A 24,690-nucleotide genomic window follows, 5' to 3' on the forward strand; every position below is an offset into this window, starting at 1 on the left:
ACGGCCGCTACAGGCGCTATTCTACCGGAACCGGATCGAGGCTACGCCACAAATACCACGTAGCGACCGTTCTCCACGGTTCCCAATTGGCCGAGACCTCGCGCGCATCGCTACGTGATACAGGTTCGCCGGAAAAGTAGTTCTGGCTGATGCCCTGGATCAAACCAGGATCGTCCAGCGGCAAGACATTCGGCCGCAGCAGATTAAATATCAGAAACATCTCCGCTGTCCAGCGTCCGATGCCGCGAATTTGCACCAGCTCGGCGATGACGGCTTCGTCATCCATCTCGGCCCACTGGTTCGCGTGTACGCGCTTGGCCTTGAAATGGTCGGCCAGGTCGAGGATGTATTCGGTCTTGCGCTTGGACAGGCCGCAGGCCGACAGTTGCTCGGCGCCAGCCTTGATCACCTGGGCCGGGTTGATCTTGGGACACGCCAGCAAGAGCTTGTTCCAGGCGGCGTCAGCGGCCTTGGTGGTGACCTGCTGGCCCACCACCGAGCGCGCCAGGGTCGTAAACGGATCGCCGTGGCCGACCAGGTGCAGGTCGCCGAACTGCGGGATCAGCTTTTTCATGATGCGGTCGCGCTTCATGAGTTCGACCTTGGCCTGTTCCCAGTACGCGGGCACATCCAGCGGCGGCGGGGTGGTCCCCGCCGTTTCCTTGGTTGGGGCCATCATGCACGGCGCCAGTTGCTTGTGCCGTCCGGCTTGTCTTCGAGGACGATGCCGGCCGCCAGCAAGCCGGCGCGAATGCTGTCGGACTCGGCGAAGTTGCGCGCCTTTTTGGCCTCGCCGCGGCGCGCGATGGCGTCCACGATGGCGGCCTCGTCCATGCCGCCCTCTTCCACGCCGCCCTGCAGGAATGCCTGCGGGCTGCGTTCGAGCAGGCCCAGCACGGCGGCGAGCGCCTTGAACTGGCGCGCGTACTCGGCCGACTTGCTTTTGTTCAGTTCCGTGGCCAGGTCGAACAGCACGGCGATCGCGATCGGGGTGTTGAAGTCGTCGTCCATCGCCTCGCGGAAACGGATGGCATGCGCTTCGTTCCAGTCGACCTCGGGCGCAGCGGCGCCGCTGTCGATCCCGGCCAGCGCGGTGTACAGGCGCGTCAGGGCCGACTTCGCGTCCTCGAGATTGGCAACGCCGTAGTTCAGCGGGCTGCGGTAGTGTCCGCGCAAGATGAAGAAGCGGATCACTTCGGCGTCATACAGCTTGAGCACGTCGCGGATCGTGAAGAAGTTATTGAGCGACTTGCCCATCTTTTCCGCAACCTGCGTCTCTTCGTTGACCACGCGCACGAAGCCGTTATGTACCCAGTAATTGGTCATCGGATGGCCAAAGGCGCCTTCCGACTGGGCGATCTCGTTCTCGTGGTGCGGGAACTGCAGGTCGGCGCCGCCGCCGTGGATGTCGAAGTGCTGGCCGAGTGTCGCGCACGACATGGCCGAGCACTCGATATGCCAGCCCGGACGGCCGCTGCCCCAGGTCGAGTCCCATTTGACTTCGTCCGGCTCGGATTCCTTGGAGGCCTTCCAGAGCACGAAGTCGAGCGGATCGCGCTTGCCGGCGTTGACGTCGACCCGTTCGCCCGCGCGCAGGTCGTCGAGCGACTTGCCGGACAGCTTGCCGTAGCCGGGGAAATTGCGCACCGAAAAATTGACGTCGCCATCGTCCGACTTGTAGGCCAGGCCCTTCTGTTCGAGCTGGGCGATGATCGACAGCATCTGCGGCACATAGGCGGTGGCGTGCGGCACCACGTCGGGCGGCAAAATGCCGAGCGCGGCGGTGTCTTCGTCCATGTACTTTTCGAAACGCGAGGTCAAGGAGAAAATCGACTCGCCGTTTTCGACGGCGCGCTTGATGATCTTGTCTTCGATATCGGTGATGTTGCGCACGTACGTGACCTGGTAGCCCGACACCTTGAGCCAGCGGTAGATGACGTCGAACGCCATCATCATGCGCGCATGGCCGATATGGCAGTAGTCGTAGATGGTCATCCCGCACACGTACATGCCGACTTTACCTGGCTCGATGGGGGTGAATACCTGTTTTTCACGCGCAAGCGTGTTGTAGATCTTTAATTGGCTCATCAGATTCTTACTCGTTACAGCGCGCGCCGCGCTCGGGCAAAACGACAACCGGGCGCGATCGCCGCGGTGGGCGCGCGCCGGTCAGGCGTGGTTTGCATCGAGATCGTCGGAGCCCTCTGTCTTGTTCTTCTTTGATAGAATGGGACGTTCTGTACAAAGTATAGCATTGTTAAAATACCGGCTGGCCGCATATGGATCAGGTTTATTTTTGCGGTAAAGGCTTGACAGCCTTCCGTCCATATAACAACAAGCACTTCACGTCAAGGATTCCAAATGCAAGATTCGTTAATGTTCCGCATGCCCCTGGTGGCACGTTTTCTCACGCTCTTCGCCGGCCTGACCCTCAGCACCGCCGTACTCGCGAGCGAAACGCCGCAAGTGTCGCTCAAGACCAGCATGGGCGAGATCGTGCTCGAACTGGACCAGGCCAAGGCGCCGAAAACGGTCGCCAATTTTTTGCAGTACGTCAAAAGCGGGCATTACAAGGGCTTGATTTTCCACCGCGTGATTAACGACTTCATGATCCAGGGCGGCGGCATGGACGAAAAAATGCTGCCGCGCCGCACCAACAAGCCGGTCGAGAACGAAGCCAAGAATGGCTTGCTGAACGTACCCTACTCGGTCGCCATGGCGCGCACGCAAGATCCGAATTCGGCCACCTCGCAATTTTTCATCAACGTCGCCGACAACACCAACCTCGACTATCCGGGCCGCGACGGCTTCGGCTACACGGTGTTCGGCAAGGTCATTTCCGGCCAGGAAGTGGTCGACAAGATCAAGGGCGTGATGGTCGACGACGTGCGCGGCAACCAGAACGTGCCGGTAACGCCGATCGTGATCAAGTCCGCCACCATCGTCAAGCCCTGAATTTTCGCGATTCCCGTAAAATAGCGGCGCTGGAAAATACTTCCATTAGTAACTCAACCAACAGGAACACACATGGCTATTCTGATTACCACCAACATGGGCAACATCACCGCCGAGCTCGACGCTGAGAAAGCGCCGAAAACGGTCGCCAACTTCCTCGACTATGTCGCCAAGGGCCATTACAGCAACACCATTTTCCACCGCGTCATCGCCGACTTCATGATCCAGGGCGGCGGCATGGAGCCGAACATGCGCCAGAAGCCAGCCGATCAAACCGTCGAAAATGAAGCCAGCAACGGCCTCAAGAACGACACCTACACCCTGGCAATGGCCCGTACCTCGGCCCCGCATTCGGCTTCGGCGCAGTTCTTCATCAACGTCAAGAACAACAGCTTCCTCGACTATCCGGGCCAGGACGGCTTCGGCTATGCCGTGTTCGGCAAAGTCACCGAAGGCAAGGAAGTGGTCGACGCCATCCGCAAGGTCAAGACCAAAAGCGGCGACGTGCCGCTCGAGCCAGTGATCATCGAAAAAATCGAAGTCATTTAAAGCATGAAGCGCGAGCACACCCCACCGGCGGCGGCCGAATGACCCTGCCCGCGCGAACGCTCGCGCTGTTGATCTCCGACCTGCATTTGCAGGAGGCGCATGCGTACACCGTGGACGCCTTCTTCGCTTTCCTGGAAGAACGCGCCATGGCGGCGCGCGCGCTGTATATTCTCGGCGACCTGTTCGAATACTGGGCCGGCGACGACGATCTCGACGCGCCCCTGCACCGCCGCATCGCCGCCGGCATCCGCGCCGTCAGCGATGCCGGCATTCCGGTCTACTGGATCGCCGGCAACCGCGACTTTTTAGTGGGCCAGGCCTTTGCCGACGCCGCCGGCATGCAATTGCTGGCCGAGCCGCACATTGCCGACATCGGCGGGCAGAAAATCGTGCTCGTGCATGGCGACGCCCAATGCACCGACGACATCAATTACATGGCATTTCGCCAGCAGGTGCGCCAGCCGGCCTGGCAGGCGCAATTCCTGGCCATGCCGCTGGCGCAGCGCAAGGCCATCATCGCCAACCTGCGCGAAGGCAGCAAGGAAGCGCACAGCACCAAGACCATGGAGATCATGGACGTCACGCCGCAGGCGATCGACGCGCTGTTCGCCGCCACCGGCACCGACGTGCTGATCCACGGCCATACGCACCGCCCCGCCCTGCACCAGCACGACGGCAAGCGCCGCTACGTGCTGCCGGACTGGGAGCCGGACGCCGACCCGCCGCGCGGCGGCTGGATCGCCATCGGCGACGGCGGCGCCATCACGCGCCATGACCTGGACGGCAAGGTGATCGGCTGAGTCGTTCGGCTGAGTCGTTCGGCTGAGTCGTTCGGCCAAGAGCGCCTGGCACAAGCTGTCGCCATACCGCCAACAGATGAGCGAGCAGGCCAAGCGAGAGGAAGGCTTGATGGATGCCTGCTGGTCGCTCGTGCCGCATGCGCAATCTGCGAAATCGGTGTAACCATCCCAGGGTGCGCGCAAGGGCCCAAGGCCATCGGCCGGGCCTTTCACGCGACGCCACGCCATATCGCCCGATGCGTACGCGCGATCGGCGTGCTGCCTATCCGGATGTTTGCGCGCACGCCCGGAAAGCCCTTTAACTGCTGGTAAGCGTTCAAACACCGTGATCGCGTCCAAGCTTGGCCTCATGAATGGAAGCGTCAAGCCCACATGATGAGACTGGCTCCGCCTTCGGTGACCGTTCCAAGTCTGGCTGCAGGATCTGTTCGAGCCATTCGATGAAAATGCGGACGCGGCGCGACAGGTTCTGGCGATGCGCTACCACGACCGATACCGGCAACGGCGCCGGCCGCAAACCCGGCAGCACCTCGATCAGTTCGCCGCTGGCAAGATAAGGTTTCAGGCTGGTCAGCCCGGCCTGAATCAGTCCGAGGCCGGCCAGTCCCGCACCATGATAAGCCTGGACGTTGTTGACGCTAACCGCGCCGGGCAGCGCGAGCGTGGCAAAGCCGTCGCCGTCCGGATATTCCCAGCCGAATGGCCGGCTGCCCAGGGTCGGCGTGTAATGCACCATGCGATGTCCGTGCGCGAGCAGGTCGTGCAGGGTGCGAGGTATGCCACGCCGCTCAAGATAAGCCGGACTCGCGGCGTTCGCCATCGGAAGGTCCCCGAAGGGGCGTGCCACCAGCGTGTCGTCGACGATGGGGCCAACGCGCAGCACGCAATCGATCCCTTCCTGCACCAGATCGACGCGCCGGTCAGTGCTCGATATCTCCATCTCAATGCCCGGATAGCGTTCCAGGAAAGCCGGCAAGGCGGGCATGACCGTGGTACGGGCTAATTCGGTGGGCAAGTCGATGCGCAGACGGCCGCTCAGCGGTGCGTCGCGTCCGGTGAACATGGAACCCAGATCCTCGGCATCGGCGAGCAAAGCGCATGCACGCGTATAGAAGCTGCGCCCGTCTTCGCTCAATTGCACCGTCCGGGTCGAACGGTGTAACAGGCGCACGCCCAATTGCGCCTCCAGCTGGCGGACCACGGTCGACGCCCGGCCTTTCTGAATGCCGATGCTCTCAGCGGCGTGGGTGAAGCTGCCCATTTCCGCGATGCGAACAAAAATCGCCAACGCTTCAAGGTTTTGTATTGTCATATTTTTTGATAACAATGAGTTTCCATAGGAGCACTTTATAGAAAAAGTCGCAGCGGGCATAGTGAAGGCTTGGGGCCACCAAGTAGGCCCCCTACACTTTTCGAGGCGATAATGCGCTACAAACAATTGGGTAACACAGGGCTGTTCGTGTCCGAGCTGTGCCTCGGCACAATGACCTTCGGTCCTCCGGGGCAGGCAGGCTTGTATCACGATATCGCCGGAATGGATCAAGCGACGGCCGACAAGATCGTGCAGCGCTGTCTTGACGCAGGGGTCAATCTCTTCGATACCGCCGATGTCTATACCCACGGCCATGCCGAGCGCATGCTGGGCCAGGCTTTGAAAAATCTTGGCGTGGCGCGCAAAGATGTGGTTATCGCAACCAAAGTATTCAATCCGTCGGGCGCCGGACCGAACGACCGCGGCGCATCGCGCGGACACATCATGGACGCGGTCGTGGCCAGCCTGGCGCGCCTGCAGACAGAGTACATCGACCTCTACCAAGTGCATGCCAACGATCCGGTGACCCCCCTTGAAGAAACGCTGCGCGCGTTCGATGACCTGGTGTCGCGTGGACTCGTGCGTCATGCCGGCGTCTCGAACTGGCCAGCCTGGCGCATCGCCAAGGCGAATGGCATTGCCGAGCGACGAGGGTACGGACGCTTCGAAACCGTGCAAGCCTATTATTCGATCGCAGGCCGCGATGTCGAGCGTGAACTGGCGCCGATGGTCAGCGAAGAGAAGATGGGGCTGCTGGCCTGGTCGCCGCTGGCAGGCGGCCTGCTGTCCGGTAAATTTGGTCCCGATTCGATCAATCAGGGTCGGCGCGCGACGTTCAATTTTCCTCCTGTCGATAACGACAAAGCCTGGGCCTGCGTGGCGGCAATGCGTACCATCGCCGAGAAGCATGCGGCGAACGTGGCAAGCGTCGCCCTCGCCTACGTACTGGCGAAGCCCTTCGTCACGTCCGTCGTGATGGGTGCAAAGCGTCTGGATCAGCTTGAACAGAATCTCGGCGCCATGAATCTGGAGCTCGACGCCGATGATCTCTCCCAACTCGACAGCGTCAGCAAGCTCACGCCGGAATATCCGGGCTGGATGCTCGAGCGGACTGCAGCGACGCGCATGCCCGCCGGCGTACAGCTCAAGCCTGGCGCGGATGCGTCCACGGGACGCCAGACGGCATCGTCATGAGCACTTCGTCGAAGAAGGAATTTATCTTGAAAACCGTCTCCTGGCGTGGATCGTTGAAGTGGGTTTTGGTCGCGTTCTTCGTATGCGCCGGGCTGCTCAATGTTTTCGCCACTGCCCCGCTGCTCGCGCAATACCGGCGATGGGGATACCCCGGGTGGATGCATGACGCCACTGGTTTGCTCGAACTATCGAGCGCGTTTCTCCAGGCGCGAAGGATCACCAATACAGCGGGAATCGCGCTGGGAGGCGCCGTCATGGCGGCCGCTGCCCTCACCCTGGCGATTCAACAGGAATGGCTGCATGCCCTGTTCCCAATGCTGGTCTTTCTCGCCCTGATTACTTCACGCATTACCCACCAACCTTGAAAGTCTTATCATGAGCATGTATTCCCAAAAATCAAAAGGCGTTGTCATTTTCCATTCAGGTTATGGTCATACCAAACGGGTCGCCGATGCCGTGGCTGAGGGCGCCCAAGCAAGCCTGCTCCAGATTGACGCCGACGGCAATCTATCCGACCAGGCGTGGGCGGATATCGACGCCGCGCAATACATCATTCTCGGGTCGCCGACCTACATGGGCGGGCCGAGCTGGCAATTCAAGAAATTTGCCGATGCATCGTCAAAGCCGTGGTTTGCCGATGTGTGGAAGGACAAGGTCTTCGGCGGATTTACCAACAGCGCAAGCATCAATGGCGACAAGCTGGCGACGCTCCAGTATTTCACGCTGCTGGCCGCGCAGCATCGCGGGATCTGGGTGGGCATGGGCATGAAATCATCCAACACCAAGGCATCCCAGCGCGACGATATCAATCGCATGGGCTCGTTCCTCGGTCCGATGGCGCAGACGCCTGCTGATGCCGCGCCGGAAGAGATGTCGTTCGGCGACCTCGAAACCGCGCGCCTCTACGGAATACGCGTCGCCGAGATCGCCGACAGGCTGTTCACAGCCAGTCTTTCAGCCGGCTCGCTCGATCACTGACGTGTTTCTCACATAGTGGGGTAAGCAGCTTAACGTTCGCTGTGGCCGCTTGCAGTACTCGCGTTTGTACGATGTGCTTGCGCTCAGGACAAGCACCTGGTTTTGTCAGGCGTTCCAAGTCTTTCGGCCGATCAGTCCGGCTGAGTCGACCGACCCAGCCGTTCTGTTCACCCGCTCAGTCGGCCGGCAACGGCGTCTGCACCACCGCGTACGACGTCAAGCCGATCAGCGTCCCATTGGCGACAGCGATACCGCCCAGCACCGGCTTGCCCCAGGCCAGCGCCGGGGTCGACATGGCGCCGTCCGGCCTGACCTTGCGCAGCAAGCCCTGCCCGCTCAGGTACATATCGCCATTCGGCGCGAACGCCATTTCCGTATTCCCGTGAAAACCCAGCATGGCGTTGCCGGCCGGGCCATCGAGGTCGCCCATCCAGAACGGCGAGCCGGCGAACAGCGCCAGCTTGCCAGCCTTGGACAATTTGTAGACGGCCACGCTGGCCGCGTCGGCCACGTACAGGTTGCCCGGGCGGTCGTAGGCGATACTGGCCGGGCGCAAGGCATTGTCGCTCGCGCCGTCGCGGCCGCCGCCGACATCGACGATCAGCTTGGTAACCTTGCCCGATGGCGACACCTGGCGCACCGAGGTGGTGCCGGCGATAGCCAGGTTCTCTTCGGCATCGACAGCGATATCGACCACGTCGGCATTCTCAGGCGTGTACGACTGCACCACCGTGGTCGCGCCGCGCTCGATCCTGACGATCTGGGTCGTATCGGCCACGTACACCGCGCCGTTCGGGCTGATCGCAATGCTGTAGGGCTGCTTGAACGTCGCGCCCTTCATGCCGTTGCCGGCAAACACGCTGACCGTGCCGTCGGGGCTGACCATGCGCACCAGGTTGGTGGCGTGGTCGGCAATGTACAGATTGCCGGCCGCATCGGCCGCCGTGCCGTCCTGCCGGTTGAAACGCGCGGCGCCGCCCTTGCCATCGACGCTGCCGCCGGCCACGGCGGTCGCGGCCGAGGTGCTCACCACGCCGGCCGGGGTCACGCTGCGGATCGACGGCGCGCCGCTGTCGAGCGCCACGATATTGCCCGACGCCGTCATCAAGAGCGGGCCGAGGTAAGAGAAACGGGCATCCGCGCCGGTGCCGTCGCGCACCGCGCCGCCGGCACGGTTGCCGGCCACGGTGGTGACCACGCCGCCGGCGCTGACCTTGCGCAGCAGGTCGACATCGCTGAAATAGACGTCGCCGGCCGCATCGGCCACCATGGCGCGCGGCGCCATCACCACCGCCGCCGCGCCGACGCCGTCGCGCGCCTCTCCGTAATTACCACCAGCAACAAAGGTGGCCATGCCACCAGCGATGCGGTAGATCTGCCGGAATTCGGACACATACAGCGTCCCGTCGCCGGTGACGGCAATCCGGCTAGGCCGCCGCAGTTCCCATTGTTCGGCCGGGTTGCGGGTCCAGCTCACGCGGCCGACCACGCCGGCTGGCGTGACGCGGCGGATGCCGGCGTTTTCCAGCACCAGGTAGTCGCCGTTGATATCGAGCGCGATGTCGGCCGGACGGTCGAACAGCGCTTGCGCGCCGCTACCGTCGCGCGTGAGTTGTTCGTTACTGGAGCGCAGGCACACCTGCTCGACCGCGCCGGCCAGCGTGCTGACCACGCCAGCCGGCGTGATTTTGCGCAGCGTATTGTTGCAGGTGTCGGTCACGATCAGGTTGCCGGCAGTATCGACAATGAGGCGCGACTTGTGATTGAAATTGAAGCTGGCCGCGCCGCCACTGCCATCCTGGCTGCCGTAGCGGGCAATCGCGCCGGCCAGCACCGACATCGCGCCCGACGGCGTGAACTTGAAGATGACTTGCTTGGCGCGGTCGAGCACGTAGGTGTTGCCAGCCTTGTCGATCGCCATGCCGTTGGGCACCTGCAGCACGGTTTCCTTGCCCGCGCGCACAGACTGCATGCAGGTGATGCCGAGCGCGGCCATGTCATGGTCGCCGGCGGCCACGTAGTCGGTCGCGCCCGGGCCGCATTTGGCGGCTAGCGGCGGCAGGTCCGGCGTGGCGGGCGCGCCGGACGGGCCGCCCGATCCGCCGCCCCCGCAGGCGGTGAACAGCGCGCAGGCAAGCAGTGCGGCGCCGCGGCGCATCGCCGTGCTCAGGGGGAATGACAGGCGCTCGTGTCGCATTGATTCATTGGTCAGTGGGTCTCGGATAGCGAATATACCGACTTTGGACTGGCAGCACTAGGTAAAAGAAGAATCATTCTCATTCCTCCTATTTAGTTAGGACTCTTGACTTCATTACCGGACGTGTTATGATGCGTCGCATGGACATCAAACCTGAAACGCCGTGGGACGGCACACCGGACATTTCGGCTCGCATCGTGGTGGCGATCAGCCGGGTCTCGAGCGTGCTGCGCGCCGGCATGTGGGAGTTCGCCACGGCGGAAAACCTGAATCCGACCCAGGCCGAGATTTTGCAACTGCTGAAAGACCGCAGCACGGGCGTGCGCCTGTCGTGGCTGGCCGCGCAGTTGTCGGTGTCCCCCGCCAGCGCCAGCGATTCGGTCACTGCCCTGGTCGGCAAGGGCCTGGTACGCAAAGCCCGCGCCGAGGATGACGGCCGTGCCAGCGCGCTGTGGCTGACCGGGCAGGGCAAGGCGATGGTCGAGAAAATGATGTCGGCGCTCGGTTTCGCCGATGACGCCGCCGCCGCGCTCGATGCCCAGGTCAAGGACCAGTTGCTGGTCGGCCTGTTCAAGCTGATCGCGCAATTGCAGAAAAGCGAACGCTTTCCAGCCTTGCGCGCCTGCCTCTCGTGCCGCTACTTCGAGCCGAATGTGAATCCCGGCAGTGCGGCGCCGCATCATTGCGCGCTGGTCAAGGCGGCCTTGCCGATTTCGTTCCTGCGCATCGATTGCGCCGAGCATCAGCCGACCGATCCGGCGACCGAACGCCGCAACTGGGCCGCGTTCGCTTAATTTTTTTTTGCGTCAAATCGTTAGGACTCCTATTGAGAAGCGTTCAAGGCCGCGCTTTTCATGTTCTCAACCGGCCTGTTTATGAAGGAAACATCATGTCCCGTCTCGCACTTCTCACCCTCGAGCACGCACCCGCCGCCTCGGCCCCCTTGCTCGACCAGGTCCAGGCCGCCTTCGGCGCCACCCCGAACATGTTTCGCGCCGTCGCCAATTCGCCGGCGGCGCTCGCCAGCATGTGGGCGGCGTTCGGCGCGCTGGGCGGCGGCACGCTCGGCGCCAGGCTCGGCGAACAGATCGCGGTCGCCATCGCCGACCTCAACAACTGCGAATACTGCCTGGCCGCGCATACGGCACTCGGGCGCAAGGCCGGCGCCAGCAGCGCGGACATGCGCGCCGCCCAGGCCGGCCAGTCGGACGATCCGAAGAGCGCCGCCGCCCTGCGCTTCGCGCTGGCCGTGGTTGGGCAGCGCGGCCAGGTCGACGCCGCCGAGGTCGATGCCCTGCGTCGGGCGGGATTCGGCGATGGCGAGATCATGGAAATCATGGCGCACATCGCCCTGAACCTGTTCACCAACTACGTGAATGTGGCTTTTGCAGTGCCGCTCGATTTTCCGAACGTGGCACTGCGCGCCAAATGACGGGCGCGAGCGCACCCGAGTTCCAGGCGACGGCCTGGCTCAACGCATCCGGCCCGGTCAGCCTTGCCGGTTTGCGCGGCAAGGTCGTGGCGCTGTACGCGTTCCAGATGCTGTGCCCCAGCTGCGTGTCGCACGGCATTCCGCAGGCGAAGCAGATCCAGAAGACGTTCGCCCGCGACGAGGTGGAAGTGCTCGGGCTGCACACCGTGTTCGAACACCACGCCGCCATGGGCCGCACGGCGCTGCAAGCGTTCATCCACGAATACCGGATCGACTTCCCGGTCGGGATCGACCAGCCGTCGGAGCGGGGGCCGGTGCCCCTGACGATGGAACGCTACCAGCTGCGCGGCACGCCGACCTTGCTGCTGTTCGACCGCCACGGCGTGTTGCGCCACACGATGCTCGGCGTGGTGCCCGACATGCAGGCCGGTTCGCTGATCGCCCGGCTGGTGGCGGAAACGCTCGCGCAGCCGCACTGCGACGACGGCCCCTGCCGTATCTGAACAATCATCCTCTTTTGGAGAAAAAATGAAATTCCTTACACCAGCGCTTGGCGCCACCCTCCTTTTGTCGGCAGTCACGGCGCACGCGCACCAGGGCAACGACGCCCACAAAGACGGCATCCACAGCGCACCGGCCAAGGCGGTCAACGCGCCATTCGACATCGTGCATACCAGGATCGCACGGGAAGGCAGGACGGCGGTTTTTCATATTGCCGTCTCCGGCAAGGCGGGCCAGTCGCGTCCGTCCGCGACCGGCAAACTGGCCGGCAGCAGCGTGTTTTCGTACGTCTGGCCGACCTCGCTCGATCCATCTGTGGTCGGTTTCGACAAGGGCGCCGGCATCCTCGCATTCGCGGTGACCTCGCATCCCGACTTCGACGACACGCCACTGTACGATGAAAACGGCGACGGCAAGCTCGACAACGATGGCGATCTGTGGCATTCGCACTGGGTGGTGCTGAAAGCGGATGAGGCCTGCGGCAAAGGCGCGCTGAAAGTGGTCGACATCCCGGCCGGCGCAACGCCGGCATTGCCCAAGACCTGGCCCGGGCTGCCGCTGCTGATCGACAGCCCCGGCTACAGCCCGGTATTCAAGGAGTCCACGCTGGAAGTACGGGTGCCGTTCGACGACGTGGGCGTCCTGACGGATGCCAGCTTCGACGGCGTAACGGCGGCGCTGCGCGTCAACGCCAGCGTACACAGCCCGTTGCTGTGCGTGGCGAATGTGTTCAAGGTGGCCTCGGGCACCTTGAGCCTGCCGGGCAAGGTCGGCAAGTAGGCGCAGTGGCGATACGCCCGGCTTGCCGGTGCTGAACGCCTACTGCGGCAGCGGGGTTTGCATCACGGCATAGCGCGTCATGCCTTTCAGCAGGCCATTGCTATACGTGATGCTGATCAGGCTCGGGTCGCCCCAGGCCAGCGCCGGGGTCGATACCGTGCCATCGGGGCTTACTTTGCGCAATTTTCCGTGACCGGTCATGTACATGTCGCCATTCGGTACAAACGTCATCTGCACCTGGGAGTAGAACCCCAGGCTGGCCTTGCCAGGCGCGCCGTCCTGGTCGCCGGCGATGCCGGACGTCCCGGCGAATACGGACAGCGGCCCGTCTTTCGCGACCTTGAAGATGACGTGGCCGTACGCATCGGCCAGGTACAGGTTACCGGCACGGTCGAAGGCGACGCCGCGCGGAGTGGGGAGCGCTCCCCCGCGGTTGGCGTCCAGCTCACGCGAGAAATCGCTCACGCCGATCTCGCGGATGATCTTGCCCGACGGCGCCAGGATGAGCGCCTTGTATGAACCGGCCACTGCAAGATTGCCATCCAGATCGACCGCCACATCGTAGGTGAAGCCGATTTCCTTACCCAGGGTGAACAAGGTGGTCATCGCACCGCCCTTGACCTTGACGATGCGCTGGGCGTCGATCACATACATCACATCCTTGCTATCGATCGCGATGCTGTCGGGCGTGTCAAACGCATCAGCCCTGAAAGCGCCTGTCGATGTATTGTTCTGCACGCCCGGCACACCGGCAAACACGGTCGTTTCGCCGTTGGGGCTGACGCGCCGGATCACGTGGCGCTGGCGGTCAGCCACGTACAGATTGCCTTTGGAATCGCTGGCCACGTGGGTCACGCCGGAAAAGCGCGCGGCCGCGCCGACGCCGTCAACCGAACCGATGGTGGACGGTGTGGCGGCCAGCGTCGTCACGTAGCCGGCGGGCGAAATCCTGCGCACGCTGCGCGCCCCGACGTCGAGCCAGATAAGCTGCCCGGCCGGCTCGAACGCCAGCGCACCCAGCGACGAGAAACGGGCGCTGCCTGCGTCGCCGTCGCGCCACCCGCCACTGCCGTTTCCGCCGACCAGCGTCGTGACCATGCCGGCAGGGGTCATCTTGCGCAAGCGCCCCCCGTCGCCGATCAACACATCTCCCGCCTGGTTCACCACCAGTCCGCCCACGACGTTGAAGCCGGCCGCCTCACCCTGGCCGTCTTCCAGCGCGTTGACCGGCTGGCCGGCCAGCACGCGCAGTCTTGCGCCGGACTCGACACGGTAAATGCGCGTGCTGTCGGCAAGATAGATGACGCCGTCAGCGCCAACCGCCAGGCTGGTTGGCCGCGCGGCCGTGCCATCCCTAGCCCAGTCGACGGTGCTGACCTTGCCGGCCGGCGTGACACGCTGCAGCGCCCGAATGCCGGACAACACCAGGTAGTCGCCGTTGGTATCGAGCGCGATCGCGGCGGGACGGTGGAAGAGGCCGCGCACCGGCTGGCGGTCGGGCGTGAGCGGATTATCGCGCAGCCCGCACGAATAGCCGGTCTGGCCGGCGACCGTGCTCACCGCGCCGGCCGGCGTGATGCGCCGTATCGTATTGTTGCAAGTATCGGTGACCAGCAGGTTGCCGGCCGCGTCGATCAGCATGCGGGACTCATGACTGAAGCGAAAACTCGCGCCAGCCCCGACCCCATCCTGGCTCCCGAATACCAGCTCCGCACCGGCGAGGGTCGAGACCGTGCCATCCGGCGTGATCTTGAGGATCAGTTGACGTCCGGCGTCGAGCACGAAGGTATTGCCGGCCCGATCGACCGCCATGCCCCCCGGCGTCTGCAGCAGCGATGGCGCGCCCGCCAGTACGGTGGGCAACACTTTGACCGGTGGCGTCACCGTCGGCGCCTCGGGCGGTGCCGGCGGCTGCGCAGGCGTTCCGGCAGAACCCCCGGAGCCGCCGCCGCATGCGCTCAATGTTGCCGCCAGTAACAGTGCGACGGTGCGCCGCCCGCCCCGCCGTGGAAAGGATGACTGAGGTCGAATTTGCGGCATTGGATTGTTCTATTGATTAATGGGCGGCAAATATTACAATTTTTGAGCGGAAGCAGTGGTTAACTCGGAGAACTATTTCGAATGGCGCGGCTGGGCGTTTTTTTTTCGCATGCATACGCAGGATACTCAGATATTTAGTGTTATAGTTAACTACATCACCACCTCATCACCTCACCAATAGGGAGGATTCATGTCTCACCAGGCAACACCACATCAGCGGGAGGGTCGTCCATGACCAGCGGCTGGAACGACAACACGCCCATCTACCGCCAGCTCAAGGAAAAAGTCATCGGCATGATGCTCGACGGCGCCCTCAAGGCCGGCGACGCCCTGCCCTCGGTACGCCAGGTCGCGGCCGAGTACCAGCTCAATCCGATCACCGTCTCACGCGCCTACCAGGAACTGGTGGATGAGGAACTCGTGGAAAAACGAAGGGGAATTGGCATGTATGTCACTGAAGGCGCGAGCGAAAAACTGCTCGCCAGCGAACGCGAGCGCTTCATGCGCGAAGAATGGCCGGCCATGCTCGAACGCATCCGCCGCCTCGGCCTGGACCTTGACCAGTTGCTGCGCGCGCAAGACGGAGGCCTCGCATGAGCGCCGTCCTGACCGCCCGCAACCTGAGCAAGCGCTATGGCGCGGCGGTGGTGCTCGACAATGTCAGCTTCACCATTCCGGCCGGCCGCATCGTCGGCCTGATCGGCCCCAACGGCTCGGGCAAGACCACCACCCTCAAAGCCGTGCTCGGCCTGACCGATGTCGCGGGCGAGCTGTTGGTGCTCGGCTTCGATCCGCGCACCGAGCGCGACGCGCTGATGCGGCAAGTCTGCTTTATCGCCGACGTGGCGATCCTGCCGCGCTGGCTGCGCGTGTCCGAGGCGATCGACTTCGTCGAAGGCGTGCATCCGCGCTTCAACCGCGCCAAGGCAGAGCGCTACCTGGCCGCAACCAAGCTCAAGCCGGAGATGAAGGTCAAGACCATGTCCAAAGGCATGATCGTGCAACTGCACCTGGCGCTGGTGATGGCCATCGACGCCAAACTGCTGGTGCTCGACGAACCGACCCTGGGCCTGGACATCCTTTACCGCAAGCAGTTTTACCAGAACTTGCTGGAAGACTACTTTGATGCGGACAAGACCATCATCATCACCACCCACCAGGTCGAGGAAGTCGAGCATATCCTCACCGACCTGCTGTTCATCCGCGACGGCAAGATCGTGCTGTCGGCGTCGATGGACGAGATCGGCGAGCGCTTCATCGAAGTCATGGTCGCGCCCGACAAAGTGAGCGCCGCCAGCGCCTTGCAGCCGATCGACCAGCGCAATGTGTTCGGCAAGTCGGTGATGCTGTTCGACGGCGTGGCGCGCGCGCAGCTGGAGGTCCTCGGCGAAACGCGCAACCCCAGCGTCGCCGATCTGTTTGTCGCCACCATGAAAGGAAGCTACGCATGAACACAATGAAATGGTTGCTCAAGCGCGAGTTCTGGGAGCACAAGGGAGCGTTTTTCTGGGCGCCGCTCATTCTCGGCATGGTGATGGTGGCGGTGACCGGGATTACCGTCGTGTACGGCATGAGTAGCGGCCAGAGCCCCTTCAAGCTGCATCTCAATGGACAAATGCAGGACATGCAAGCGGTGTTCAACGGCATGTCGGCGCAGGATGTTCAGGAAGCCACCAGCGTGCTGTCGAACATCTGCCTCGGGGCCGGCCTGCCGCTGCTGCTGATGCTGGCCGTGACCACCTTCTTTTACTGCCTGGGCGCGTTGCATGACGAACGGCGCGACCGCAGCATCCTGTTCTGGAAATCGCTGCCGCTGTCCGATACCCAGACGGTGCTCTCGAAAGTGCTGATGGTGACCGTGGCCGCGCCGCTGATCGTGATCGGGATCAGCCTGGCCTCCTCGCTCGCGTTGATGCTGATTATCGGCACGGCGGCGTTGTTTCACGGGGTCAATGTGTTCGGCGCCATCCTGGGCAAGGAGGCGGTGTATCTGCTGCCCCTGCAAGCGGTGGGTGTGCTGCCGGTGTACGTGCTGTGCGCACTGCCGACGGTCGGCTGGCTGCTGATGGTCTCTAGCTGGGCCAGATCGAAACCGTTCCTGTGGGCGGTCGGGCTGCCCTTGACCGCGCTGGTGCTGGTGAAATGGGTCGGCTATGTGCTGGGAATGAACTCGGCGTCCGCCTGGATGGCGAGCAACGTGGCCGGGCGCATGCTGCTGGGCCTGGTGCCGGGCAGCTGGTTGTTCGAGCACAACCGGGCCGGCGCCATGCTGCACGCGCCGGGCATGGATGTGCTCTCGCAAGCCTGGGCCGCGCTGGCCACGCCGGGCGTGTGGATCGGTGCGGCGGCGGGCCTGCTGATGATCGCTGCGGCGATTCGCCTGCGCCGCTTCAAGGACGAAGGATAGACGCCTGGCGGCGGGCATGCCGCCTGCCCGCCGCCCTTGGTGGCGGCGCTTACTCGAACTGCGTCTTGAACGCCAGGAACTGCAGCTTGAGGTCGTCGACCTCGGCGCGCAGGGCCGCCATTTCCTGTTCCAGTTGCGCCACCCGGCTGCCCTGGGCCGGCGCGCTGACCACCCCGAACGAGGACTCCTGCTGCGCCAGCGCGGCGTCGCCACCCAACAGCTGGCCGTAGCGCGGCTCCTTGGTCCCCGGCGCGAGCGCGAGGCGGGCCACGATCGGCGGATACTTGTCGATCAAAAACTGCAGGCAGGCCTCGACATCGGCCACCGACTTGAATTCGTGCAGCCGTCCGCTGCGGGTGCGGATTTCGCCCGCCGTCTGCAAGCCGCGCAGCATCAGGATGGTCAGCACGGCCAGCTTGTCCTGTTCGAGCGACCATTTGATGCGCATGCGGTGCTCGTACTTGGTCACGCGCGCGCCCGCCTGGGTGATGCCATTGACGAACTTGCGCTGCATCAGCCGCTGCAGCACGTCCTGCACGGTTTCGTCGGACAGCTGCATCACCGGATCGCGGCTCGAGAGCTGGTTGCAGCCGTTGGTGATGGCATTGAGCGACATCGGATAGTTGTCGGGCGTGAGGCCTTCTTTTTCGGCCAGCACCGCCAGCACGCGGATTTCGAACGGGTCCAGCAAGGCAGCGCCATCGGCGCCGCCGTTTGCTTCTTGTGTCATACCTGCTAGTGTCATGCGTCTGTTTCCTTACTCGACCAGTTTATTGAGCTTTACCGAATCCAATTTATCACACTCGGGCGTGCTGGGGCAGGCGATTCCGGCCGTCTTCATCAGCGCCATCAGGCGGTCGAGCTGTTCGTCCTGACGCGCCGCGTGATTGATCAGCCCGTGCAGGGCTTTCGACAGCGGATCGTCGCCGTTCGGGGTGACGCCATAGGCCGAGAACAGATGCGCGCTGGCGCGCGTGTCGACCTCTTTCTGGACGATGTGGGCCGGATTGCCGACCGCCGTCGCGCCGGCCGGCACCGGCTTGATCACCACCGCGTTCGAGCCGACCTTGGCGTACTCGCCCACCGTAAACGAGCCGAGCACCTTGGCGCCGGCGCCGATGATGACGCCGCGCTCGAGGGTCGGATGGCGCTTGGTGCCGCTGTTGAGCGAGGTGCCGCCCAGGGTCACGCCCTGGTAGATGGTGCAGTCGTCGCCGACCACGGCGGTTTCGCCGATGACCACGCCGAAGCCGTGGTCGATGAACACGCGCCGGCCGATGGTGGCGCCCGGATGGATCTCGATGCCGGTCAGGATGCGCGCCACGTAGGAAATGAAGCGGCCGATCCATTTCAGCTTGCGGGTCCAGCAAGCCTGCGCCCAGCGATGCATCATGATGGCCTGAAAGCCGGGATAACAAGTGAATACTTCCCATCCGTTACGGGCGGCCGGGTCGCGTTCAATGATGCTCTTGATATCTTCGCGCAGGTGTAAAAACATAGACAGGGACGTGGGAACAGTTGCGATACAGGCATGGTAGCGTATCCGCCCGCCTCCCGCTTATGTGTGCTCAATTTGCCCGGTTGGCATCAAGGCGATTGCGGCAAGGCAGATGATGCCCGCCGCGTGCGCCAACGGCGCCAGTCCTTGCACTAAAGGCAAAAACAGCGTCCACAAGATGGGAATTTGCAAGCAAGGAGGTGCGCCACGCCGGCGCGGAGGTTCCGGGCCGGCGTGGCGGGGTTCAGACTTAGCCTTCGCGCGCGATGCGCTGGCGGCGTGCTTCGTACAGGCAGACGCCCGACGCCACCGAGACGTTCAGGCTCTCGACCGAGCCGAACATTGGAATACCAACGAGCACGTCGCAGGTTTCGCGGGTGAGGCGGCGCATGCCCTCGCCTTCCGAACCCATGACCAGTGCGGCCGGGCCGGAGAAGTCCGCTTCATACAAGCCCTTGTCCGCATCGTCGGTGGTGCCGATCAGCAGGATGTCGCGCTCCTTGAGCTCGCGCATGGTGCGCGCCAGGTTGGTGACCGTGATGTACGGCACGGTTTCCGCCGCACCGCTGGCGACCTTGGCCGCGGTGGCGTTCAAGCCCACCGCGCGGTCCTTCGGCACGATGACCGCGTGCGCGCCGACACCGTCGGCCACGCGCAGGCAGGCGCCCAGGTTGTGCGGATCGGTGATGCCGTCGAGGATCAGCAGCAGCGGCGGACCTTCGATCGCATCGAGCAGCTCATCGAGGTTGCGCGCCAGCGCCAGCTGGCTGGCGAAGGCAATCACGCCCTGGTGGCGCCGGGTTCCGACGATCTTGTCGAGGCGGGCCGAATCGACCGGCATGACGCGCACGCCGAGTGCCTTGGCATTGGCGACCAGATCGTGCATGCGGCGATCCTGGCGGGTCGCATCGACAAAAATTTCTTCCACCGACGAGGCCTCGTGACGCAGACGCGAGGTCACCGCGTGGAACCCGAAAATCATTTTATTCTTCATGTGTTATCGCTTGCTCTTATTCGTTTTGCTTGTTGATTTGGTGCTGGAACTGCTGCTGCCCGCCGGTTTTGCGGAACGGCTGGTCGCCTTGCTGGTGGTCGAACCGGACTTGCTGCGCTTTGGCTTGCCGCCCGACGCTTCGGCGTCGACACTCTCGTCGAGTTCATAACGCGATGGCGTGTTGCCCGCGCCGCCGCCCGCGCCGTTGCCCGACTGGCGGCCCGACTTGCCCGGCTTGGCCTCGAGCGCCTTGTGCGCCGCGCTTTTCGGTTTACCGGCGCCGGTATCGGCCTGTACGCTGCTACCGGCCAGCACCAGGTCGATCTTGCGCGCCTCCAGGTCGACCCGCGAGACCTGCACCGTCACGCGGTCGGTCAGCTGGTAGCGCTTGCCGGTGCGTTCGCCGCGCAGTTCGTGACGCGCGTCGTCGTACTGGAAGTAATCGGTGCCCAGTTCGGTGATGTGGACCAGGCCTTCGACGAACAGCGCGTCGAGCTGCACGAAGATGCCGAAGGTGGTCACGCCCGAGACCACGCCGGTGAATTCTTCACCGAGCTTGTCCTTGATGAAGTAGCACTTGAGCCAGGCTTCGACGTCGCGCGAGGCTTCGTCGGCGCGGCGCTCGTTGGCCGAGCAATGCACGCCCAAGGCGTCCCAGATGGTCAGGTCTTTTTCATTCTTTTGCTTGCCGTCGGCCTTGTCCTTGGCCTGCTGCTTGCGCGTGGCGTTCGACACGGTGGTGTTCAGGCCAGCCAGGTCGATGCCCTTCGGCTCGTATTTTTTACCGAGCAAAATGGCCTTGATGGCGCGGTGCGTCAGCAAGTCGGGATAGCGGCGGATCGGGCTGGTGAAGTGGGCATACGCCTCGTACGCCAGGCCGAAGTGGCCGATATTGTCCGGGCTGTAGACCGCTTGCTGCATCGAACGCAGCAGCATGGTTTGCAGCAGCGACGCGTCCGGACGGTCCTTGATCTGCTTCATCAGTTCGGCGTAATCGTTGGCGGTCGGCTTGTCGCCACCGTTCAGGTTCAGGCCAAGCTGCTTGAGGAAGGTGCGCACTTGCGTGAGCTTTTCCTTGGTCGGCGAAGCGTGGATGCGGTAAGTGCCCGGATGCTTGTGGCGGATCAAGAGATCGGCCGCGCAGACGTTGGCTGCCAGCATGCATTCCTCGATGACCTTGTGCGCATCGTTGCGGGTGCGTGGAATGATCTTTTCGATCTTGCCGAGCGCATTGCAGACGATATAGGTTTCGGTGGTTTCGAAGTCGATCGCACCGCGTACCTGGCGCGCCTTGTGCAGCGCGTGGTACACATCGTACAAATTGAGCAGGTGCGGCACGATGGCCGGACGACGCGCCGCTTCCGGGCCGGCGGTGTTGCCGAGGATATCGGCCACTTCGTTGTAGGTCAGGCGCGCAGCCGAGTGAATCACGGCCGGATAGAACTGGTAGGCCTTGATTTCGCCCTTGTCCGAAATGACGGCGTCGCACACCAGGGTCAGGCGGTCGACGGCCGGGTTCAGCGAACACAGGCCGTTCGAGAGCTTTTCGGGCAGCATCGGGATGACGCGGCGCGGGAAATACACCGAGGTGCTGCGTTCGATGGCGTCGATGTCGAGCGCATCGTTCGGCTTGACGTAATGGGACACGTCGGCGATCGCCACGATCAGGCGGAAGCAGTCGGCCTTGCCGACCTTGACCGGCTCGCAGTAGACCGCATCGTCGAAGTCGCGCGCGTCTTCGCCGTCGATGGTCACCAGCGGCACATCGCGCAGGTCGACCCGGTCTTGCAGGTCGGCTTCGCGCACTTCGCCGGGCAGCTTGGCGGCGGACTTGAGCGCGGCGGCGGAGAAGATATGCGGCACGCCGAACTTGCGCACGGCAATTTCGATTTCCATGCCGGGATCGTCCAGGTCGCCGAGCACTTCGACCACGCGGCCGGCCGGCTGCTTGAAGCGCGAGGGCTGCTCGCTCAGCTCGACGCTGACGATCTGCCCTGCCTTGGCCTTGCCGGGCGAACCGGCGACCAGGATGTCCTGGCCGATGCGCTTGTCTTCGGGAGCGACGATCCAGACGCCGTTCTCATTGAGAAGGCGGCCGATCACATGACTGTTGGCGCGCGAGACGACTTCGACGATGGTGCCTTCCTGGCGGCCGCGGCGGTCGGTACCTGTGACTTTGGCGAGCACACGGTCGCCATGCAAGACTTTCTGCATCTCTTTGTCGGACAGGAACAGGTCTTCGCCCGGTTCGTCGGGGATGACGAAGCCGAAACCGTCGCGGTGCGCGCTGACCTTACCGGCGATAAAGCCGGAATGGTCGGCCAGGGCGTAGTTGCCATCGGCGTCGGCGTGGATCTGGCCGTCGCGCTGCATGGCATTCAAACGCCTGCTTAACACCTCCAGCGCGGCTGGCTTGACCTTGAGCGTGCGGGCGATGCTTTCGAGATCAAGCGTCGCGCCCGCGTTGCGGAAAATGCCGAGAATATCCTCGCGGCTGGGAATGGTATGAGTAATTTGGTTCAAATGTTTTTCTATATTTGTTTTTGGCAGTTACCGCGGGAAATGTCTGGGCGGGTGACTGACACAGTGATTATTGACACAGTGATAGGCGTAGTGTACCGGAGGTCGGTGCGATTCGCCTAACGAAGCGTGCTTTGAAAGATTCTTCGGCTAGGGCTGTGACATTTCCAAATCTTCGGCTATAATTTTGGTCTTTCGCGGAAACACAACGTTGAAGCGGGAGAAAAAGGCAGCATATTTGCATGGTGTTGAGCAAAAAGAGTAACGAAAGTTAGTCTGGCGCAAAACTCCGAAAGCGAGTATGATAGCAGAAGTCGGCGGCAACGCCGGCAGGCAGCAAAAGAAGTACCGTAGCAGCAGTAAAGCAACAACATGCCCACGTGGCGGAATTGGTAGACGCGCATGGTTCAGGTCCATGTGCCGCGAGGTGTGGGGGTTCGAGTCCCTCCGTGGGCACCACTTTCTGGAAGATGTTTTCCCGAGAGTACCAAGTAGTCGTAGTAGAGTCGTAAAAGTTGTTGCAGTAGCTGTATCAATGCCCACGTGGCGGAATTGGTAGACGCGCATGGTTCAGGTCCATGTGCCGCGAGGTGTGGGGGTTCGAGTCCCTCCGTGGGCACCACTCTACCGGGTTAGTATATTCCCGCAAAATTCCGTAAGCGCCGCAGTCCTTGCATAAAGGCTGCGGCGTTTTGCGTTGTGCGGCCGGTTTTAAGCAAGCCACATCGTCTCCCATCCAGAAAGTCGCCATGATTGATCGTCTGCCCGGCCGCATGCTAGCCGCTTTTGCCTTGTCCCTTTCCGCCTTGACCCTCTGCAGCGCCGTCCTTGCCGACCCGGTTGACGACATCGTCAACGCCGAAATGGCGCGCCAGCGCATTCCCGGCGCCGCCATCGCCATCGTCAAGGATGGAAAAATCATCAAGCAAGGCGCTTACGGCATGGCCAACCTGGAGCACCAGGTGGCTGTGACGCCCGATACCGTGTTCCAATCCGGCTCGCTGGGCAAGCAATTTACCGCCGCGCTGGTCCTGTTGCTGGCGTCCGACGGCACACTCAAGCTCGACGATCCGATTTCGCGCCATCTACCTGACACGCCGCCGGCCTGGAAAAAGATCACGGTGCGCCATTTGCTCAATCACACCTCCGGTTTGCGCGATCCCGACGACATCATCAAGCTGAACCAGGATTACACCGATGCGCAATTGCAACGCGCAGGCGCCAAGCTGGCGCTCCAGTGGGCGCCGGGGACGAAATGGGCGTACAGCAATTATGGCTACCAGTTGCTGGGCATCGTATGTACTCGCGTGGGCGGAAAACACGACGGCGAACAGCTGCGCACGCGCATCTTTGAACCGGCAGGCATGCAGGCACGCATCATCAGCGAGCGCGATATCGTGCCGCACCGCGCCGCCGGCTACGACCTGGTCAGGGACGAGTTCAAGAACCAGCAATGGGTCTCGCCCACGCTGAACACCACCGCCGACGGCAGCCTGTACCTGACTGTGCGCGACCTGGCCAAATGGCACATCGCGCTCGATAGCGACACCGTGCTGGGCGCGGCGATCAAGCAAGCCATGTAGACGCCCACCACGCTCAAGGACGGCAGCACGAAAGCCTACGGTTTCGGCTGGGAGACCTGGTCCACGCTCGGGCGGGCCTCGGTCTGGCACGACGGCGCGTGGCAGGGATTTACCACGCAGGCCACGCGCTTCGTCGACGATGGTCTGGCGGTCATCGTACTGACCAACCGCTCCGGGACCGACGTCGCCTTTCTGCTGGAACTGGTCGCGGACCACTACCTGGGCATGACCCCGGAGAGCGAACCTCTGCCAGCCAAGCCGTAATCCGTCCCGGACGCCACCATGCCAGAACGTCCTCCCTACCGCCTACCGCGCTAGTATCTTGTCGATATGTGGTACGTTCTTGGCCGCGCAGAGCCCCGCTTCTACTTTGATCTGCGCGACGGCGGTATGCGCGCCGTCCGGCATCAGATGAAACTGAACGCCCGCAGCGATCAAAACTTCATCGACGCCTGCCCTGCCGTGTGCTGCGAACCGCTGGAATCGTTCTACCGGCTCCGCCGAGGTGCGGACATGCTCGACGAAGAGTAGCTGTGCGATTTGCTGTTTTCCTGCAGTTGGCGGGAGGCCAACTGGGTGCCTGGCTTGCCGCGCTGGCCCCAAGGCCGGCGTACGCATCCCATCTGGCGCGCGCCGTTTGCCCACCCGCGGCGCCTGTACTACACAATTTCCATTGTCCGCTCCAATCAGCATCGATCAGCATCGTTGTGAAGCCGCCGTCCGAAACAGAGTGCAGCAGCGCCCCCATTGCGCAGCCCAGGGCGATTGCATGAAGGATCAGATTGGTAGGCCTAAGACCTTGGCAAGATAGTCGGCGCTCCAAGCTGCCTTCATGCGCTTGGTAGCGATCCCGAGCTTAGCCGTCTTCTCGTTCTTCAGCAGGTTTAGAGCTATTCGACGCAGAATGGCGAAATTCTGCGCCGCTTCACCAACGCGGATGCGGCAATCGT

At 63.0% G+C, this 24,690-nt stretch carries 23 protein-coding genes, 2 tRNA genes and 2 pseudogenes; 17 read left to right on the forward strand and 10 right to left on the reverse strand.

The window, feature by feature from the left end:
• Positions 1 to 16: 16 nt before the first annotated feature.
• Both F1735_RS20535 and cysS read right to left on the reverse strand, forming a co-directional pair.
• The gene (locus F1735_RS20535; RefSeq protein ID WP_166898646.1) at positions 17 to 676 is read right to left on the reverse strand and encodes a DNA-3-methyladenine glycosylase family protein; all 660 of its coding nucleotides are present in this window, start codon (positions 674 to 676) and stop codon (positions 17 to 19) included.
• Entirely contained in the window at positions 676 to 2,088 is a 1,413-nt protein-coding gene (gene cysS / locus F1735_RS20540; RefSeq protein WP_167238675.1) for a cysteine--tRNA ligase, read from the reverse strand. The genes F1735_RS20535 and cysS overlap by 1 nt, the downstream gene beginning before the upstream one ends.
• A gap of 273 nt (positions 2,089 to 2,361) precedes the next feature.
• On the opposite strand from cysS, the gene F1735_RS20545 reads away from it, so the two are divergent.
• The 3 genes from F1735_RS20545 to F1735_RS20555 all read left to right on the forward strand — a co-directional run bounded on the left by F1735_RS20545 (position 2,362) and on the right by F1735_RS20555 (position 4,304).
• Positions 2,362 to 2,955 carry a peptidylprolyl isomerase gene (locus F1735_RS20545; protein WP_167238676.1) on the forward strand — a complete coding sequence of 198 codons (594 nt, stop codon included), beginning with the start codon at positions 2,362 to 2,364 and terminating at the stop codon, positions 2,953 to 2,955.
• A 72-nt stretch (positions 2,956 to 3,027) separates the two neighbouring features.
• On the forward strand, positions 3,028 to 3,504 hold the full coding sequence (locus F1735_RS20550; RefSeq protein WP_166898629.1) for a peptidylprolyl isomerase: 477 nt from the start codon (positions 3,028 to 3,030) through the stop codon (positions 3,502 to 3,504).
• 38 nt (positions 3,505 to 3,542) lie between these two features.
• On the forward strand, positions 3,543 to 4,304 hold the full coding sequence (locus F1735_RS20555) for a UDP-2,3-diacylglucosamine diphosphatase (protein WP_167238677.1): 762 nt from the start codon (positions 3,543 to 3,545) through the stop codon (positions 4,302 to 4,304).
• A 316-nt stretch (positions 4,305 to 4,620) separates the two neighbouring features.
• Here the strand turns inward: F1735_RS20555 and F1735_RS20560 are convergent, their stop codons facing one another.
• On the reverse strand, positions 4,621 to 5,610 hold the full coding sequence (locus F1735_RS20560) for a LysR family transcriptional regulator (RefSeq protein ID WP_167238696.1): 990 nt from the start codon (positions 5,608 to 5,610) through the stop codon (positions 4,621 to 4,623).
• A gap of 117 nt (positions 5,611 to 5,727) precedes the next feature.
• On the opposite strand from F1735_RS20560, the gene F1735_RS20565 reads away from it, so the two are divergent.
• Genes F1735_RS20565 through F1735_RS20575 form a run of 3 tightly spaced genes read left to right on the forward strand, consistent with a single transcriptional unit; the run spans position 5,728 to position 7,788 of the window.
• A complete protein-coding gene (locus F1735_RS20565) occupies positions 5,728 to 6,810 on the forward strand; it encodes an aldo/keto reductase (protein ID WP_167238678.1) in 1,083 nt (360 codons plus the stop codon).
• Positions 6,807 to 7,175, forward strand: coding sequence for a DoxX family protein (locus F1735_RS20570; protein WP_167238679.1), 369 nt, complete (start codon positions 6,807 to 6,809; stop codon positions 7,173 to 7,175). The genes F1735_RS20565 and F1735_RS20570 overlap by 4 nt, the downstream gene beginning before the upstream one ends.
• A gap of 10 nt (positions 7,176 to 7,185) precedes the next feature.
• A complete protein-coding gene (locus F1735_RS20575; RefSeq protein WP_167238680.1) occupies positions 7,186 to 7,788 on the forward strand; it encodes a flavodoxin family protein in 603 nt (200 codons plus the stop codon).
• 175 nt (positions 7,789 to 7,963) lie between these two features.
• On the opposite strand, the gene F1735_RS20580 is transcribed toward F1735_RS20575, so the two are convergent.
• Positions 7,964 to 9,985, reverse strand: coding sequence for a hypothetical protein (locus F1735_RS20580; RefSeq protein WP_167238681.1), 2,022 nt, complete (start codon positions 9,983 to 9,985; stop codon positions 7,964 to 7,966).
• A 140-nt stretch (positions 9,986 to 10,125) separates the two neighbouring features.
• Here F1735_RS20580 and F1735_RS20585 point away from each other — a divergent pair, with 140 nt between their 5' ends.
• The 4 genes from F1735_RS20585 (at position 10,126) to F1735_RS20600 (ending at position 12,698) form a co-directional block, all read left to right on the forward strand.
• A complete protein-coding gene (locus F1735_RS20585) occupies positions 10,126 to 10,779 on the forward strand; it encodes a MarR family winged helix-turn-helix transcriptional regulator (RefSeq protein WP_167238682.1) in 654 nt (217 codons plus the stop codon).
• Between the two features lie 95 nt (positions 10,780 to 10,874).
• On the forward strand, positions 10,875 to 11,417 hold the full coding sequence (locus F1735_RS20590) for a carboxymuconolactone decarboxylase family protein (protein WP_167238683.1): 543 nt from the start codon (positions 10,875 to 10,877) through the stop codon (positions 11,415 to 11,417).
• On the forward strand, positions 11,414 to 11,920 hold the full coding sequence (locus tag F1735_RS20595; RefSeq protein ID WP_167238684.1) for a peroxiredoxin family protein: 507 nt from the start codon (positions 11,414 to 11,416) through the stop codon (positions 11,918 to 11,920). Before F1735_RS20590 ends, F1735_RS20595 begins: the two co-directional genes overlap by 4 nt.
• Positions 11,921 to 11,945: 25 nt before the next feature.
• A complete protein-coding gene (locus tag F1735_RS20600; RefSeq protein ID WP_167238685.1) occupies positions 11,946 to 12,698 on the forward strand; it encodes a hypothetical protein in 753 nt (250 codons plus the stop codon).
• 39 nt (positions 12,699 to 12,737) lie between these two features.
• Here F1735_RS20600 and F1735_RS20605 read toward each other — a convergent pair whose 3' ends face one another.
• Entirely contained in the window at positions 12,738 to 14,582 is a 1,845-nt protein-coding gene (locus tag F1735_RS20605) for a hypothetical protein (RefSeq protein WP_167238686.1), read from the reverse strand.
• Positions 14,583 to 14,969: 387 nt separating this feature from the next.
• On the opposite strand from F1735_RS20605, the gene F1735_RS20610 reads away from it, so the two are divergent.
• Genes F1735_RS20610 through F1735_RS20620 form a run of 3 tightly spaced genes read left to right on the forward strand, consistent with a single transcriptional unit; the run spans position 14,970 to position 17,145 of the window.
• Positions 14,970 to 15,335, forward strand: coding sequence for a GntR family transcriptional regulator (locus F1735_RS20610; protein WP_167238687.1), 366 nt, complete (start codon positions 14,970 to 14,972; stop codon positions 15,333 to 15,335).
• Positions 15,332 to 16,189, forward strand: a complete 858-nt coding sequence (locus F1735_RS20615) for an ABC transporter ATP-binding protein (protein WP_167238688.1) — start codon at positions 15,332 to 15,334, stop codon at positions 16,187 to 16,189. The genes F1735_RS20610 and F1735_RS20615 overlap by 4 nt, the downstream gene beginning before the upstream one ends.
• The gene (locus F1735_RS20620) at positions 16,186 to 17,145 is read left to right on the forward strand and encodes a hypothetical protein (RefSeq protein ID WP_167238689.1); all 960 of its coding nucleotides are present in this window, start codon (positions 16,186 to 16,188) and stop codon (positions 17,143 to 17,145) included. Before F1735_RS20615 ends, F1735_RS20620 begins: the two co-directional genes overlap by 4 nt.
• 49 nt (positions 17,146 to 17,194) lie before the next feature.
• Here the strand turns inward: F1735_RS20620 and F1735_RS20625 are convergent, their stop codons facing one another.
• The 4 genes from F1735_RS20625 to rnr form a co-directional block, all read right to left on the reverse strand.
• Positions 17,195 to 17,875, reverse strand: coding sequence for a YceH family protein (locus F1735_RS20625; protein ID WP_167238690.1), 681 nt, complete (start codon positions 17,873 to 17,875; stop codon positions 17,195 to 17,197).
• Between the two features lie 27 nt (positions 17,876 to 17,902).
• The gene (gene cysE, locus F1735_RS20630) at positions 17,903 to 18,643 is read right to left on the reverse strand and encodes a serine O-acetyltransferase (protein ID WP_167238691.1); all 741 of its coding nucleotides are present in this window, start codon (positions 18,641 to 18,643) and stop codon (positions 17,903 to 17,905) included.
• A 250-nt stretch (positions 18,644 to 18,893) separates the two neighbouring features.
• The gene (rlmB, locus tag F1735_RS20635; RefSeq protein WP_099880211.1) at positions 18,894 to 19,637 is read right to left on the reverse strand and encodes a 23S rRNA (guanosine(2251)-2'-O)-methyltransferase RlmB; all 744 of its coding nucleotides are present in this window, start codon (positions 19,635 to 19,637) and stop codon (positions 18,894 to 18,896) included.
• Between the two features lie 3 nt (positions 19,638 to 19,640).
• Positions 19,641 to 22,160 carry a ribonuclease R gene (gene rnr / locus F1735_RS20640; RefSeq protein ID WP_167238692.1) on the reverse strand — a complete coding sequence of 840 codons (2,520 nt, stop codon included), beginning with the start codon at positions 22,158 to 22,160 and terminating at the stop codon, positions 19,641 to 19,643.
• Between the two features lie 371 nt (positions 22,161 to 22,531).
• On the opposite strand from rnr, the gene F1735_RS20645 reads away from it, so the two are divergent.
• From F1735_RS20645 to F1735_RS20665, 4 genes and pseudogenes are all read left to right on the forward strand, one after another.
• A tRNA-Leu gene (locus tag F1735_RS20645) sits at positions 22,532 to 22,616 on the forward strand.
• 78 nt (positions 22,617 to 22,694) lie between these two features.
• Positions 22,695 to 22,779 (forward strand) — tRNA-Leu (locus F1735_RS20650).
• Positions 22,780 to 22,930: 151 nt separating this feature from the next.
• A pseudogene (locus F1735_RS20655) lies at positions 22,931 to 24,004 on the forward strand (serine hydrolase domain-containing protein).
• Between the two features lie 66 nt (positions 24,005 to 24,070).
• Entirely contained in the window at positions 24,071 to 24,271 is a 201-nt protein-coding gene (locus F1735_RS20665; RefSeq protein WP_167238694.1) for a hypothetical protein, read from the forward strand.
• A gap of 246 nt (positions 24,272 to 24,517) precedes the next feature.
• On the opposite strand, the pseudogene F1735_RS36645 reads toward F1735_RS20665, so the two are convergent.
• Positions 24,518 to 24,690: pseudogene (locus F1735_RS36645) on the reverse strand (ISAs1 family transposase); the annotation flags it as partial.

Source organism: Massilia genomosp. 1, assembly GCF_011682185.1.
Lineage (GTDB): Bacteria > Pseudomonadota > Gammaproteobacteria > Burkholderiales > Burkholderiaceae_D > Telluria_A > Telluria_A rubra.